Genomic DNA, 13,441 nt, shown 5'->3' with positions numbered 1-13,441 from the left:
CGGTGTCAGATGCATCCATCCCGCAGTCCCGATCAGGAGTCCACCCCAGATGCCCGTCGTCAACCGAATTGCCGATTTCTCTGCCGATATGACCAGATGGCGCCAATATCTGCATACGATACCCGAGTTGGAGTTCGAGTGCTTTGAGACTGGCGCGTTTGTGGCCGAGCGTCTGCGTGAATTCGGGGTTGATGAATTGCATGAAGGGATCGCAAAGACCGGGATGGTCGCGATCATCAACGGGCAGGGCGACGGCCCGACCATTGGCCTGCGTGCCGATATGGATGCATTGCCGATTACCGAAGAAACAGGCGTCGAATATGCATCGAAGAATCCCGGAAGGATGCATGCCTGCGGGCATGACGGGCACACCACAATGTTGCTGGGCGCGGCACGGTATCTGGCCGAGACGCGAAATTTCCGCGGCCGCGTGGCCCTGATCTTTCAACCGGCCGAGGAAGAAGGCGGCGGCGCGGGCGTGATGGTCGAAGAAGGCATCATGGAGCGGTTCGATATCTCTGAGGTCTATGGAATACACAATGATCCGGGAAACCCGGAAGGTACGTTCCATACCACGCCGGGACCGATCATGGCGGCGGTGGATACGTTCGAGATTCATATTCAAGGGGTCGGCGGCCATGGCGCCATGCCGCATCAGACCCGCGACCCGGTCATGGCGGCCTGCGGCATTGCGCAGGCAATCCAGACCATTGTAAGCCGCAACCACTATGCGGTGGAAGACCTGGTTGTTTCGGTCACCCAGATCCACGCCGGAACGGTGAACAACGTGATCCCTGATACTGCCTATTTGAACGGAACCGTGCGGACCTTTGATCCTTCTGTACAGAAGATGGTGATGGAGCGGATGGAGCAGATCGTGCAGGGGCAGGCCGCGTCTTACGGTGTCGAGGCACGGCTGGAATATCAGGTGGGATATCCGGCGACGATCAACGATGCTGAAAAGGCTGCCTTTGCCGCGGCCGTCGCGCGCGAAGTGTCAGGGCCTGAGCGGGTGGTCGACACTATGGGCCGCGACATGGGGGCCGAGGATTTTTCATACATGTTGCAGTCGCGGCCGGGGGCCTATCTGTTCCTGGGTCAGGGTGAGGGTGCCGGGCTGCATCATCCGAAATACAACTTCAATGACGATATCGCGCCGGTGGGGGCATCGTTCTTCGCTCGGATCGTGGAAAAGGCGCAGCCGTTGGGCTGATGGGGGAGCGAAATGGCACTGGAAGACGCGAAAAACCAGGTGGATGAGGCATTCACCAATCCGGACCTCAAAGGACTGTCCTACGAAAACACCTTTGGCGGGGCGACCTCGTTTCTGCGCCGGCTGTACACCAAGGACCTGACCGGTGCCGACATCGCCGTGACCGGCGTGCCGTTTGATCAGGCGGTGACCAACCGCCCGGGCACCCGTCTTGGCCCGCGTGCGATCCGCGAGGCCAGTGCGCTGCAATCTCCCGATGCGCCTTATGGCTGGCCCTTCGATGCGCTGAGCGAGCTGGCGATCATCGACTACGGCGACATGGCCTATGACTATGCCAATATCCCCGCCTTTCCAGACACGCTGACCGACCATATCCGCACCATTCTGGCGGCGGATGTGGCCTCGGTTACGCTGGGGGGCGATCACTATATCAGCTTTCCGATCCTCAAGGCCTATGCCGAGAAATACGGGCCGATGTCGCTGTTGCAGTTCGATGCCCATACCGACACCTGGGCCGACGACGACATGAGCCGGGTGGACCACGGCACCATGTTCTACAAGGCGGTGAAGTCGGGGATCGTGGATCCGAAACGCTCCGTCCAGGTGGGGATCCGCACCACCAACGAGGACACGCTGGGCGTCAACATCATCGACGCGCGCGAGGTCTACGAATCCGGCCCCGCTGCCGTGGCACAGAAGATCAAGGGCATTCTGGGCGACAGCCCGGTCTATCTGAGCTTTGACATCGACGGTCTGGACCCGGCCTTTGCACCGGGTACGGGGACCCCGGTCTGGGGTGGTTTGAGTTCCATTCAGGCGCAGATCATCCTGCGCGACATCGCCGGGATCAACATCAAGGGCGGCGACGTGGTCGAGGTGTCTCCGCCGTTCGATACATCCGGTGCCACGGCGATTGCGGGGGCGCACGTGGCGACGCAGATCGTCTGCCTGTTGGGGTGGAACAAGCTGGCAAGAACATAACCGTTTGGATGCGTATTAACCATTGGTTAGCCATACTTCCGGTATGTGCTGGGTAAAGAAAGTTGAAGGGATGGGGATACAACGCGCATGACTGAATTCAATCAACCGGTCAGCGGCAATGATCTGGCGCGGTTTTCGGGGCCGAATACGTTTATGCGCCTGCCCCAGGCTGCCTCGTTGGCGGGGCTGGATGTGGCGGTTCTGGGGATTCCGATGGATATCGGCACCTCGTGGCGATCGGGCACCCGGTTCGGACCCAAACAGATCCGCAGCGAAAGCGCGATGATAAGGCCCTACAACATGGCCACCTCGGCGGCTCCGTTCGACAGCTTGCAAATCTCCGACATCGGGGATCTGGCGATCAACACCTTTTCGCTTGCGGACAGCCTGAGGATCATCAAGGAAAGCTATGATGCGATCCTGGCAAAGAACGTGACCCCGGTGGCGATGGGGGGCGATCATTCGATCACCCTGCCGATCCTGCGGGCCATTGCGGCAAAGCATGGGCCGGTGGCTCTGGTGCATGTGGATGCCCATGCGGATGTGAATGACGAGATGTTCGGCGAGAAAGAGACCCACGGAACCGTCTTCCGCCGCGCCTATGAAGAGGGGCTGATTGTCCCCGACAAGACCTTTCAGATCGGCATTCGCGGATCGGGCTACGCGGCTTCGGATTTCACCGAAGCCAAGGATTGGGGCTTCCGCCAGTTCCCGGCCTGGGAGTTGTGGCAGCAGAACCTGACGCAGATCGGTTCTCAGATCCGCAAGATCATCGGGGATCATCCGGTCTATGTCACCTATGACATCGACAGCCTGGACCCGGCCTTTGCACCGGGCACGGGTACGCCAGAGATTGCCGGGCTGACTACGCCGCAGGCGCTGCAACTGATCCACGCGTTGCAGGGTGTGAATGTAGTGGGGTGTGATCTGGTCGAGGTTTCACCTCCGTATGACCCGTCCGGCAACACGGCCCTGACGGCAGCCAACCTGATCTACGAGATGCTGTGCATCCTGCCGGGGGTGACGTCACGGTAAACCGGCCCGGAACGGCTTGCCCCGGCGCATGATCCGCATAGGGTTTCTGCAAGAGGGTAAAGCGGGATGAAAAGAATGGTTCTTTGGGCGGTGATCGCGCTGGTGCTTGGGCTGGGCGCTTACATCCGGCTGGCCCCATCTGCGCCGGCCCAATGGCATATTGCACCGATTGCAGAGGTTGATCAGGACTTGCCGGGTGGCGTTCTGCGCGTTGTTGCAACCGGCCCGGAAGGTTTGCAAAAGCTCGATCGGATCGCCCGCGCCACGCCGCGCACCTCGGTTTTGGCAGGTTCGGTCGATGAGGGCATGATCACCTATGTCACCCGCACGAAATGGATCGGTTTTCCCGACTATACCACTGTTCAGCAGGACGGCGACACGCTGCGCATCCATGGCCGTTTGCGGTTCGGGCGCAGGGATTTCGGGGTGAACAAGGCACGGGTTGATGGGTGGTTGGAGCAGATGTAACTGCTCTACCGGCGCTCAGGACGCCTCATCCTGTTCAAAGTGATCAACTGGATCGCTTTGCAACCCGGATGATAAACATCCCTCCTGCACCTCGCGCCACATGGGCACGTTCAGGGACATCTGGCATTGTGCCGTGAACATGCGGCCGTCGACTTGTAGGCAGATCATCTCACCCAGTTCGATGCGGGACCCGGACGTATCGGTGCAATAGCAATCGCGGGTCTTGCCGTCGGGGCCGATGTAATCGGCGAAAACCGGCGTGGACGTCAGCAAAAGGGCAAGCAAAATCCGTTTCATGACAGCAAGCTTAGCACGACGTGGCCCTTGACCAAAGCCCCCGGATGATAGACACCGCCGGGATGATCCCCGAAGAACGTCTTGAACAGATCACCCAGCGTTTCCAATACCTCGAAGCAGCCATGGCGGATGGCGCATCGGGCGGCGATATTGCGGCGTTGGCCAAGGAATATTCCGACCTCAAACCCGTGGTCGATCAGATCATGGCCTGGCGCCAGCTGGTGGCAGATCTGACTGAGGCCGAGGCGATGCTGGCCGACCCGGATATGAAGGAGTTGGCCGAAGAGGAAATTCCGGACCTGCAATCGCGCATCCCCGAGGCGGAACACGCGCTGCAACTGGCGCTGTTGCCCAAGGATGCGGCGGATGCGCGGCCGGCGATGCTGGAAATTCGCCCCGGTACCGGCGGGGACGAGGCCGCTTTGTTCGCGGGCGATCTGTTACGTATGTATCAACGCTATGCCGCGGCCCACGGGTGGCAGTTCGAGATCATCGAAGAACAGGCTTCTGATCTGGGCGGGATCAAAGAGGTGGTGGCCCATATCAAGGGCGACAACGTCTTTGCCCGGCTGAAATACGAATCCGGCGTGCACCGCGTGCAGCGCGTGCCCGAAACCGAAAGCGGCGGGCGCATCCACACCTCGGCGGCGACCGTGGCGGTTTTGCCCGAGGCCGAGGATGTCGACATCCAGATAGACGCAAATGACATCCGTATCGACACGATGCGCAGTTCCGGCGCAGGCGGGCAGCACGTGAACACCACCGACTCGGCGGTGCGGATCACCCATATTCCGACGGGCTTGGTGGTAACAAGCTCCGAGAAGTCCCAGCATCGCAACCGCGAGATCGCCATGCAGGTGCTGAAAACGCGGCTTTATGACCTCGAGCGGCAGCGGATCGACAGAGAGCGTTCCGCCGACCGGGCCAGCCAGGTGGGGTCAGGGGATCGTTCGGAACGCATTCGCACCTATAATTTCCCACAGGGGCGGATGACGGATCACCGGATCAACCTGACGCTCTATAAACTGGATCAGGTGATGCAGGGGGATCTGGACGAAGTGATTGACGCTCTGACGGCGGATGATCAGGCCCGGTTGCTGGCCGAGATGGCGCAATGATGGGGCCGCAAACAGCAGCGCAGGCCATGGTGGCCGCAACCGCGCGTTTGAGGGCCGCGGGCGTGGATGACCCGGCGCGCGATGCGCGCCTGTTGTTGGCCCATGCCGCACGGATAGAAGCCAGCCGAGTGACGCTGATTGCCCCGGAAGAGTTGCAGCCCGAGATCGCTGAACGCTATGACCAGTTGGTTTCTTTGCGTGCCATTCGGGTGCCGGTGTCTCATCTTCTGGGCGAACGCGAGTTCTATGGGCGCAGGTTTCGTGTCAGCTCCGATGTTCTGGATCCACGCCCCGAGACTGAAACCCTGATCGAGGCCGCGCTGAGCGAACCTTTCGACCATGTTTTGGACCTCGGCGTCGGGTCGGGCTGTATTCTGGTCACATTGCTTGCGGAACGAACCAGCGCTTCGGGTCTTGGGGTCGACCTGAGTGAAGCCGCCTGTCTTCAGGCCAGCGCCAATGCCGTGCTCCACAAGGTGCAAGGACGAGCCGAGATTGCGCAGTCAAACTGGTTTGAAGACATTGAAGGCCGGTTTGACCTGATTGTTTCCAACCCACCGTATATTTCCGTAACCGAAATGGAGGATCTTTCGCCCGAAGTGCGGGAGCACGAGCCGCGCATGGCGCTGACCGATGAAGGGGACGGGCTGGGCGCGTATCGGCAGATTGCGGCCTCGGCCCCGGATTACCTGCTGCCAGGCGGGCGAATACTTGTGGAAATTGGCCCGACACAGGCAAATCTGGTGTCTGCCTTGTTTGATGCGGCGGGTTTGGCGGATATTCGCGTGATCCCCGATCTGGACGGGCGTGACCGGGTTGTCGGCGCGAAGATGCCGGGTTGAAACTGTTGTCTGAGGCCAAAAAATGCTGCCCCGAGTAAAAAAGCGTGTGAAAATTCGAGATTCCTCTTGTCTGCACGGTCAGGACATGTTTACTCAGGATTAGTCGGCGAGGTTGACGCTGTTGCAGCGCACCCCTGACGCCAAGCCCAAAAAAGTCGACATCCCGTCACGGCAAACGCCTCAGAGCAGTGCAAAACACGGGTTGAGCGACAGCGCATTGATAAGGCTGACGTAAAGTAAAATGAGATCTTCCAAATCCCGCTCGCGGGCCAAGAACAACCGCAATCGTCCTTCCGGCGGTAACGTCGTGAACCGGGTTTTTGACAGCTCGGGCCCTGAAGGCAAGGTGCGTGGCACACCGCAGCAAATCATTGATAAGTACAATCAGCTGGCGCGTGACGCTCAGCTGTCAAACGACCGCGTTGCGGCGGAAAACTTCCAGCAGCACGCGGAACATTATCTGCGCATGCTGAGTGAGGCGCAGCGCGAGATTGAAGCGCGCCGCGAAGAGCAGGAGCGCCAGAACCGCGAACGTCAGGCCGAGCGTGACCGTGAGCGCGCCGAGCGCCAGGAACGTGAAGCGGCCAGGCAGGCCGATCCCGCCGAAGCGCCGCAGCCGGACGTAATGGATTTCGCGGCACCGGACGCTGCTCCGGAAAGCGGTCTGGTCGAGACACCGGAAAGCAAAGGGGCCGAAGCCCCGGCAGCTGAGAAGAAGGAAAAGCCTGTGCGCAAACCGCGGGCACGCAAACCCAAACCGGCGCCAGCGGCTGAAGATGCGCCCAAAACGGATGGCGACGCACCGGAAGCGGCTGAATAAGCCGGCATCAGAATTTGCAAAGCCCCGAGGTCAAGCCTCGGGGCTTTTTTGTGATCAGGGTTTCTGGATTTCGCGCGCCAGGGCACAGAACGCTTCAAGCGGAACCTGCTCGGCCCGTTCAGTGGGTTGGATACCTGCGGCCCGCAAGCGATCCTCGATATCCGGGGCAACGCCTTTGAGCGAGGCGCGCAGCATTTTGCGGCGTTGATTGAAGGCAGAGGCCACCACTCGCGACAGGGTCGCTGCGTTAGCAGGATAGCGCGGTTCGGGCAGGGCGGTCAGGTGGACCACCGCGCTGGAGACTTTGGGCGGAGGGGTGAAGGCGCCGGGGGGAAGGGACATGGCGATGCGCGCCTCGGCCCGCCATTGGGCAAGGATGGCGAGGCGGCCATACGCCTTGCTGCCCGGCCGGGCCACGATGCGTTCGGCCACTTCGCGTTGGAACATCAGTGTCAGGCTCTGCCAGAAGGGGGGCCATTCCGGGGGTGTCAGCCAGCGCACAAGCAGTTCGGTGCCGACGTTGTATGGAAGGTTGGCCGCGATGCGGATTGGCGGGGTCAGGTGTTCCAGCGGGTTGATCTCGAGCGCGTCACCATTGATGACCTCCAGCCTTCCGGGATAGGCAGCGGCGATATCGTTCAGGGCGGCGATGCAACGGGTGTCTTTTTCCACCGCCACGACCTTGCGTGCGCCTTCGGACAAGAGCCCTCGGGTGAGGCCACCAGGACCGGGGCCGATTTCCAGTACGTCGCAGTCTGCAAGATCGCCAGCCTGACGGGCGATTTTGGCGGTCAGGTTGAGGTCCAGCAGGAAGTTCTGACCCAAGGATTTGCGCGCCGAGAGTTGATGTGTGGCGATGACCTCGCGCAGAGGGGGGAGATTGTCGATAGCACCCATGATCCGATTACCGTGACGCAGGCCGCAGGGGCAGCGCCAGAAATTTTATGCCTCCGGCGGGGATATTTTCAGCCAGATGAAGGATCAAGAGCCTTGTGCCATGCGTTGGGCAAGCTTCAGAGCTTCGATCAGGCTGGTAGGATTGGCGATGCCTTTCCCGGCGATATCCAGTGCAGTGCCATGATCTGGCGACGTGCGGATGAAGGGCAGGCCAAGGGTGACGTTTACGCCCCGGTCGAAATCCAGTGTCTTGATCGGGATCAGGGCCTGATCATGATACATTGCGATCGCCGCGTCATAGCGGGCGCGGGCAGCGGCGTGGAACAGCGTATCCGCAGGGTGCGGGCCCGTCAGGGTCGCAGCTTCCGGGTTCAGATCGGCCAGCATTGGGGCGATCCAGTCAAGCTCCTCGCTGCCCATTTTGCCACCTTCGCCGGCATGGGGGTTCAGGCCGGCTATGGCGATGCGGGGGTGTTGTATGCCAAACTGGTCGCGCAGACCGCGCGTGGTGATTTCGATCGTCTCGCGAAGCAGGTCGGGTGTCAGCGCGGCGGGAACCTGCGCCAGGGGAATGTGGATTGTCGCCGGGACAACCCGCAACTGGTCGCTGGCAAGCATCATGACAACCCGGCGGGTGCCCGACAGCGCAGCCAGAAACTCGGTATGGCCGGGATAGGTAAACCCGGCCCCGTCGATCAGGGCCTTCTTGTGAATGGGCGCGGTGCACAGAGCGGCCGCTGCGCCCCCATTTACAAGGTCTACGCCGGTTTCGATGGCATCGATCACCGATGGGGCATTGGCTGGGTCCGGCTGGCCGGGCATGTTTGCAGCAGGGAAGTTCAGTTGCAGCACGGGCAAGGCCTGATCACAGACTGCAACAGCATCCGAAGCGGTTTGGATTTTCGCAATGGGCGTGCCAGCAGGCAGGTGGTTGGCATCGCCGATAAAGAAAAACGGGCAGGTTTGGCGCAGCTCGGCCCACGCTTTGGCCGCGATTTCAGGGCCGATCCCGGCCGGTTCACCGCAGCTGAGCGCAATCGGGCGTGTCATTCTTGAACAATGGTGGCGTCAGCCCGCAGCTGCTCTACCAGGCTGGACGCAAAGGCCTGTAGCCGCTGCTGCGCCAGTGCATTCGCGACATCCGCCCGCGAGGTGTCTTCGCCCAGGTCGCGGACTCGGTTGCACAGCATCAAGAACACAAGCGTCTGCCCGTTGTTACGGGTCAGGTTTGTTGACACCTCGAAGCGATCCAGCTTGGCCAGTTCTACGGCGAAATCACGTGGTACTTCTGAAGGGCTGGCTTCGATGCGGTCCAGGACTTCGACGGGTTGATCTTTGGCGACTCCATACAAGTCATCGCAGGTGTCGATCTCCTCCCGCAGGGCGGCAGCCCGTGCCAGGGTCTCGGCGCTGCGACCACCCGGCAGGTAATAGGCAGCATAATCTAGCTTGGAAATCCGCGGCGCAGCGGTCGCCACCTCGCGCAATCCGCGCAACTGAAACAGGGCAACGGCGTTTGGCAAACTGATGGGGTCGGTGATCTCGCCGTTCTGGAGCCCAAGAATAACCGGCTGCAAGGCAGGCGGCAGGTTGGAGATATTCAGCCAGTCCAGTCGTCCGCCTTCGTTGCGGGTTGCCGCTCCGGAATATTGCGCCGCTGCGGCTGAAAACGCTTCGATAGTTTCAAGTCGCGAGATTTCTTCCGCCAGCAATTCGGTCTGTGCAACGGTTTGCGGGTTCACCGGGATGATGATCTCGGACAGCAAAACCTGAAGGCCGCCGCCACCGGTTTGTCCCAGCGCGCGATCAATCTCGTCTTCGGTCGGACGGGCCTGCGACAGATAGCGCGAGCTGATATAGTCGCGCCAGGCCAGCTGATCTGCAACGTAATCACGGACAGTTTCCGGGTCGACGCCTGCCTCACCCAAAAGTTGCAGGAATTGTTCGGTGGACAATTGCCCGCGCGAGGCGAACTCGTCGATACCCAGTTGTACGGCTTCCGGCGCAGCTTCCACGCCTGCTTCACGCATGGCCTGCTTGCGCAACTTTTCTTCGATCAGGGCTTCTCTGACGTCAGCTTCATTGCCGCCGGGCAGGCCCAGAACATTCAGGAATTGCAGGCGTTGTTCCAGTTCGTACCAGGTGACGATATCCTGATTCACGCGGATCGCTGGCGAGAACAGGCTCTGGGCGCTGACCTGCAGTGCTGAAAAAGCGAGGAAAACGGCGGCCAGTGCCGGCGTGACCGGTTTGTGCCAACCGGAACGAAGAAACCTGGAGAAACCTGATATCAACTGCATTTTCTCTTGTATGTGTTACCACCGCCTTCAAGGGCGTATCCTGTCAGCGATAGGGTAAAGCCGAATTCTGTCGAAGGCTCAATAGTGGATGTTGAAGTAAAGCGTCTGCTTACGGACATGTTAACCTGAACACATTCGTTCTGGTAGGTTACACCAAGCCCCAACCGGATTGGCTCTGACTGGTTCAGATCATAGCGTGCCTCGGCATTCGTAAGCCAGTTCTGGTCGACTTGATAGCGGCCCAGAAGCCATATTTCCGAGATTTCATCCGCAATGTTTTCCGCCGGATCCTCTTCCTGCCAGATATAACTTCCGGACAGGCCGGCAAACTCGGATGCCCAGGCGCCGCGCAATTCAGCTTTGACGAAACTGAAATCGCTGTCTATCAGACCGCGCCCGCCGAGTGACCAACCGTTGGCCGTGGTGATTTGCCCCGCCACCAGCAAGTCGGACGTGGTGCCCTGCAACCCGGACGTCAGGGTGAAATTCGGGTCGGCATCCGCCCGAAACACCTGACCCAACGTTACAAGCGCCTGCTGTCCGTCTGCACCATAGCGGGCCCAGTTCAGGCCGATGACCCCGGTGGCACCGTCTTCGCGCTGATCTTCCGCAGGGAATCGGGACAGGGCCAGCAGGTTACCCTGATCGAATTCCTGAAACGTGCTTTCATCATCTGGCACATCAGTGTCCGAGACATGGGTCCATCCCAACTGTGCGATCGGTTCCAGAAGCTGAACCGCGCCGGTCTTTTCACGACGGGTCATCGGATAGCGAAGCGTCAACGCCGCGCGCGGCGTCGAGCGGGTCACATTGCTGGGAAAGTTGCTGTCATGGCGAATATTGAACGTATCCACCGATGCGCCCAGCGTCGCGTCCGCGCGCAGGCCCGATGCAAGTGTCCAGCTTCGCAACCATTCGGCATCAACAGTTGCCCTTGCTAGGTCACGGCCAACGATATCGGCGTCGCTGGTGCGTTCATGTGCGTGACCGATGAAAGCCAGCCGAACCTCGCCGCCAAGTGCGCCGGGGAAGAATCGCTTTTCATAATTCAGGTCGAAGACGCGGGATGGGATTTCGTCCTGATTTTCACTGTCACGCAGTGTTTTGTAATGGATCAGGCTTGTTTTGAACGCGGTGTCGCGTTTGATCCGTTCCAGCGCTATCTCGCTGCGCAAACGATCCAGGCCCGGCAGCCCGTAGTCCGCCAGATAGGCGTCGTCCGAGGTGGTTTGCAGAGCGAATGTCAGCCGGAAATCGTTCTTCAGGTTGAACCAACCGCTGGCGAACAGATAACCGCGATCCTGATCGGGCTGGACATCATCACGGGTATAGGCCCCTTCAAGCTGAATGCGCCCGTTCACGAACGCCTGGCGATATCGATACCCCAGCGTCGTGGTCTTGCCCGACAAGTACGGCGTCAAGGTCAGATCCTTGTGGTCCCCCAGCTTGAAGAAATAGGGAACCTGAACCCCCGTTCCCAGTTGTGAGGTGCTGCGGATCGACGGCACAAGAAAGCCGGTTGCGCGCTCCAATGTCGGATCCGGCAAGCGCAGATACGGGAAATAGAATACCGGATAATCAAGCACGCGAAGCTGCGCGCCTTCAAAGTACAATTGCCGCTCCAACTGGTCATGTGTGACCTTGCGGGCGCGGATCTGCCAAAGGGGTGGCTTACCATTGGTGCAGACATGGCAGGAAGTGGCCGAGACCTTGCTGAATTGCGTATAGCGGCCCGCTGCCCGTTTCGCCTGAACCGAGGCAATCTGGATCTGCTGATCGAAAACCATCCGAGCACCGATCAGCAGACCGTTTTGGATACCGCTGTCCAGCTGTCCGGAATCGGCCAGAAGGGTCGACTGGCCCCCCTGATCAATGCGAATAGGTCCCTCGAGCGTCAGCTCACCGGTTTCCCGGTCATAGGTGACACGTTGGGCTGACAGCTTGGTATCGCCCTGAAAGGCTTCGACATTGCCTTCGGCCACCAGTTTTCTGTCGGGTGTAATAAAGACTTTGTCGGCAACCAAAAGGGCGGGTTCGGCCTGTGACTGCGCAGCTTGCGGGTCAGGCTCGGCCGACGTGGTTTGCGCCGCCAGAACGGTCGGTGCCGACAACGCGATTGCGCTGGTCAGCAGCAGGGAAATCATGCTCCGCATCAGCCGTCCTCCGCGTGTAGAAGCAGGCCAAGGGACAACAAGATGGCGGCGAAGGGCGGCGCCCAGGCCGCGATATAGACGGGCAATTGTCCGTTTTCCCCGAGGATTTGCGCAAAATTGCGGACGAAATAGATGGCAAAGCCAAGCAGTACGGCCGTCAAAACTGCTATTCCGGTACCGCCGAACCGAACGTGGCGCATGGTGAAAGCAGCCCCGATCAGCACCATCGAGACCAGAAAGAACGGCCGGGCCAGCTGCACCTGCAACCAGACTTCATATTGCTTGGTCGAAAACCCGGCTTCGCGCAGATCCTTGATCAGTTGCGGCAGGTCAAAAACCGACACTGAATCCTGTTGCCCCAGAGTGTCCAGAATCCGCTGCCGGGTCAGCGAGGTCGGCAACTCCAGCCGTTCATGCTCCACCGAACTGGTTTCGGGGTTCTGCCCATTCTGCAAATTCCAGATCTTGGCCCGCGACAGGACCCAGTTTCGGTCTTCCAGCACGGCCCTGTCGGCGACGATCTGCTGGGTGGGTTTGCCATCGCGCGCAAAGGTGATGATGGTCACGTCGTCCAGGCCCAGCGTATCCCCGTTCGAGGTGCCCCGGGCATGGATGACGGCCTGTCCGTTTTCCGCCGATTGACGCAGCCAAAGGCCTTCGCTGCTGATCGAAAGCGCTGAACTGCCGTTGTTGCGATAGGAATCGGACAGGCGTTGGAATTCCTGGGATGTGGCCGCAGAGATGGGGTTCAGCAATGCCACCGCAAGCGCACCGATGATCAGGGCCAGCGCCGCTGGCGCGACCAGTGCGCGGATACCCGAGCGACCCGTGGCGCGGGTCACCACGAGTTCAGAGGTCCGCGCCAGCCCGACGAACAAGGCAATGGTGGACAGAATGACCAGCAGGGGCAGCATTTCACTAATGGCGGCCGGTGTGTTCAGAAGCGTCAGGTGCAACAATTGGCCGAAGGACAGGTCGACGTCGTCAAATCGGCGGATCTGTTCGATCAGATCGATGAGAATCATCAAGGTCAGAAAAATACCGCCGATGACCAGAAAGCTCTGTAGAAAGCGGCGGGCGAAATAGCGGTCGAGGATCACAAGACTGCCCCCGCCAAGCCTTTTGCGCCGGAAAACGGGCCGAAATCGCGCGTGCATGTCTTCCTGCGCGACGGCGTATGCCTGCCCTCTCGTGTCACGTCTTTCTCCCCCGAGCCTGCCGGTTATTTTTTCGGGACCTTACTGCAATTGAAACGCGGGGAAAACTGCTATCTGGTCAAGTCGGGCGGCGCGGGCTAGGTCTTGGGGAACAGAATTC

The 13,441-nt window shown here is 60.1% G+C and carries 13 protein-coding genes; 7 read left to right on the top strand and 6 right to left on the bottom strand.

All coding sequences use genetic code 11. The features are described from left to right. Window positions 1-49: 49 nt before the first annotated feature. The 4 genes from GS614_RS03100 to GS614_RS03085 all read left to right on the top strand — a co-directional run bounded on the left by GS614_RS03100 (window position 50) and on the right by GS614_RS03085 (window position 3,697). Window positions 50-1,213: a M20 aminoacylase family protein gene (locus tag GS614_RS03100; RefSeq protein WP_171725488.1), complete on the top strand. Its 1,164-nt coding sequence runs from the start codon at window positions 50-52 to the stop codon at window positions 1,211-1,213. 12 nt (window positions 1,214-1,225) lie between these two features. Continuing rightward, the gene (gene speB / locus GS614_RS03095) at window positions 1,226-2,194 is read left to right on the top strand and encodes an agmatinase (protein ID WP_171328141.1); all 969 of its coding nucleotides are present in this window, start codon (window positions 1,226-1,228) and stop codon (window positions 2,192-2,194) included. An 87-nt stretch (window positions 2,195-2,281) separates the two neighbouring features. After that, a complete protein-coding gene (gene speB, locus GS614_RS03090; protein ID WP_171725487.1) occupies window positions 2,282-3,229 on the top strand; it encodes an agmatinase in 948 nt (315 codons plus the stop codon). A gap of 66 nt (window positions 3,230-3,295) precedes the next feature. Beyond that, window positions 3,296-3,697: a DUF1499 domain-containing protein gene (locus tag GS614_RS03085; RefSeq protein WP_171725486.1), complete on the top strand. Its 402-nt coding sequence runs from the start codon at window positions 3,296-3,298 to the stop codon at window positions 3,695-3,697. Window positions 3,698-3,712: 15 nt separating this feature from the next. Here the strand turns inward: GS614_RS03085 and GS614_RS03080 are convergent, their stop codons facing one another. Then, window positions 3,713-3,994: a hypothetical protein gene (locus GS614_RS03080; protein WP_152458207.1), complete on the bottom strand. Its 282-nt coding sequence runs from the start codon at window positions 3,992-3,994 to the stop codon at window positions 3,713-3,715. A gap of 62 nt (window positions 3,995-4,056) precedes the next feature. Here GS614_RS03080 and prfA point away from each other — a divergent pair, with 62 nt between their 5' ends. The 3 genes from prfA to GS614_RS03065 all read left to right on the top strand — a co-directional run bounded on the left by prfA (window position 4,057) and on the right by GS614_RS03065 (window position 6,774). Then, window positions 4,057-5,112 (top strand): peptide chain release factor 1, encoded by a 1,056-nt coding sequence (prfA, locus tag GS614_RS03075; RefSeq protein ID WP_171725923.1) that lies wholly within the window; start codon window positions 4,057-4,059, stop codon window positions 5,110-5,112. Next, window positions 5,109-5,954, top strand: a complete 846-nt coding sequence (prmC, locus tag GS614_RS03070; RefSeq protein WP_171614231.1) for a peptide chain release factor N(5)-glutamine methyltransferase — start codon at window positions 5,109-5,111, stop codon at window positions 5,952-5,954. Before prfA ends, prmC begins: the two co-directional genes overlap by 4 nt. A 241-nt stretch (window positions 5,955-6,195) precedes the next feature. Further along, the gene (locus GS614_RS03065) at window positions 6,196-6,774 is read left to right on the top strand and encodes a DUF4167 domain-containing protein (RefSeq protein WP_171614229.1); all 579 of its coding nucleotides are present in this window, start codon (window positions 6,196-6,198) and stop codon (window positions 6,772-6,774) included. Window positions 6,775-6,828: 54 nt separating this feature from the next. On the opposite strand, the gene rsmA is transcribed toward GS614_RS03065, so the two are convergent. The 5 genes from rsmA to lptG all read right to left on the bottom strand — a co-directional run bounded on the left by rsmA (window position 6,829) and on the right by lptG (window position 13,224). After that, window positions 6,829-7,671 carry a 16S rRNA (adenine(1518)-N(6)/adenine(1519)-N(6))-dimethyltransferase RsmA gene (rsmA, locus tag GS614_RS03060; protein ID WP_171725485.1) on the bottom strand — a complete coding sequence of 281 codons (843 nt, stop codon included), beginning with the start codon at window positions 7,669-7,671 and terminating at the stop codon, window positions 6,829-6,831. 84 nt (window positions 7,672-7,755) lie between these two features. After that, window positions 7,756-8,721 (bottom strand): 4-hydroxythreonine-4-phosphate dehydrogenase PdxA, encoded by a 966-nt coding sequence (gene pdxA, locus GS614_RS03055; RefSeq protein ID WP_171725484.1) that lies wholly within the window; start codon window positions 8,719-8,721, stop codon window positions 7,756-7,758. Then, window positions 8,718-9,971, bottom strand: a complete 1,254-nt coding sequence (locus GS614_RS03050) for a peptidylprolyl isomerase (RefSeq protein ID WP_171725483.1) — start codon at window positions 9,969-9,971, stop codon at window positions 8,718-8,720. The genes pdxA and GS614_RS03050 overlap by 4 nt, the downstream gene beginning before the upstream one ends. Beyond that, window positions 9,962-12,124 carry an LPS-assembly protein LptD gene (locus GS614_RS03045; RefSeq protein WP_171725482.1) on the bottom strand — a complete coding sequence of 721 codons (2,163 nt, stop codon included), beginning with the start codon at window positions 12,122-12,124 and terminating at the stop codon, window positions 9,962-9,964. Before GS614_RS03045 ends, GS614_RS03050 begins: the two co-directional genes overlap by 10 nt. Further along, complete coding sequence (lptG, locus tag GS614_RS03040) at window positions 12,124-13,224, bottom strand: LPS export ABC transporter permease LptG (RefSeq protein WP_171168656.1); 1,101 nt, start codon at window positions 13,222-13,224, stop codon at window positions 12,124-12,126. Before lptG ends, GS614_RS03045 begins: the two co-directional genes overlap by 1 nt. Between the last annotated feature and the right edge of the window lie 217 nt (window positions 13,225-13,441).

The organism is Ruegeria sp. HKCCD6604 (assembly GCF_013110635.1).
GTDB lineage: Bacteria > Pseudomonadota > Alphaproteobacteria > Rhodobacterales > Rhodobacteraceae > Ruegeria.
Note: the sequence above shows the minus strand (reverse complement) of the source record. Positions and strands in the feature narration are given on the sequence as shown.

Bases quoted from the DNA above. Each gene is read 5' to 3' on its own strand.
- GS614_RS03100 (WP_171725488.1), top strand. From the start codon at position 50: ATGCCCGTCGTCAACCGAATTGCCGATTTCTCTGCCGATATGACCAGA.
- speB (WP_171328141.1), top strand. From the start codon at position 1,226: ATGGCACTGGAAGACGCGAAAAACCAGGTGGATGAGGCATTCACCAAT.
- speB (WP_171725487.1), top strand. From the start codon at position 2,282: ATGACTGAATTCAATCAACCGGTCAGCGGCAATGATCTGGCGCGGTTT.
- GS614_RS03085 (WP_171725486.1), top strand. From the start codon at position 3,296: ATGAAAAGAATGGTTCTTTGGGCGGTGATCGCGCTGGTGCTTGGGCTG.
- GS614_RS03080 (WP_152458207.1), bottom strand. From the start codon at position 3,994: ATGAAACGGATTTTGCTTGCCCTTTTGCTGACGTCCACGCCGGTTTTC.
- prfA (WP_171725923.1), top strand. From the start codon at position 4,057: ATGATCCCCGAAGAACGTCTTGAACAGATCACCCAGCGTTTCCAATAC.
- prmC (WP_171614231.1), top strand. From the start codon at position 5,109: ATGATGGGGCCGCAAACAGCAGCGCAGGCCATGGTGGCCGCAACCGCG.
- GS614_RS03065 (WP_171614229.1), top strand. From the start codon at position 6,196: ATGAGATCTTCCAAATCCCGCTCGCGGGCCAAGAACAACCGCAATCGT.
- rsmA (WP_171725485.1), bottom strand. From the start codon at position 7,671: ATGGGTGCTATCGACAATCTCCCCCCTCTGCGCGAGGTCATCGCCACA.
- pdxA (WP_171725484.1), bottom strand. From the start codon at position 8,721: ATGACACGCCCGATTGCGCTCAGCTGCGGTGAACCGGCCGGGATCGGC.
- GS614_RS03050 (WP_171725483.1), bottom strand. From the start codon at position 9,971: ATGCAGTTGATATCAGGTTTCTCCAGGTTTCTTCGTTCCGGTTGGCAC.
- GS614_RS03045 (WP_171725482.1), bottom strand. From the start codon at position 12,124: ATGCGGAGCATGATTTCCCTGCTGCTGACCAGCGCAATCGCGTTGTCG.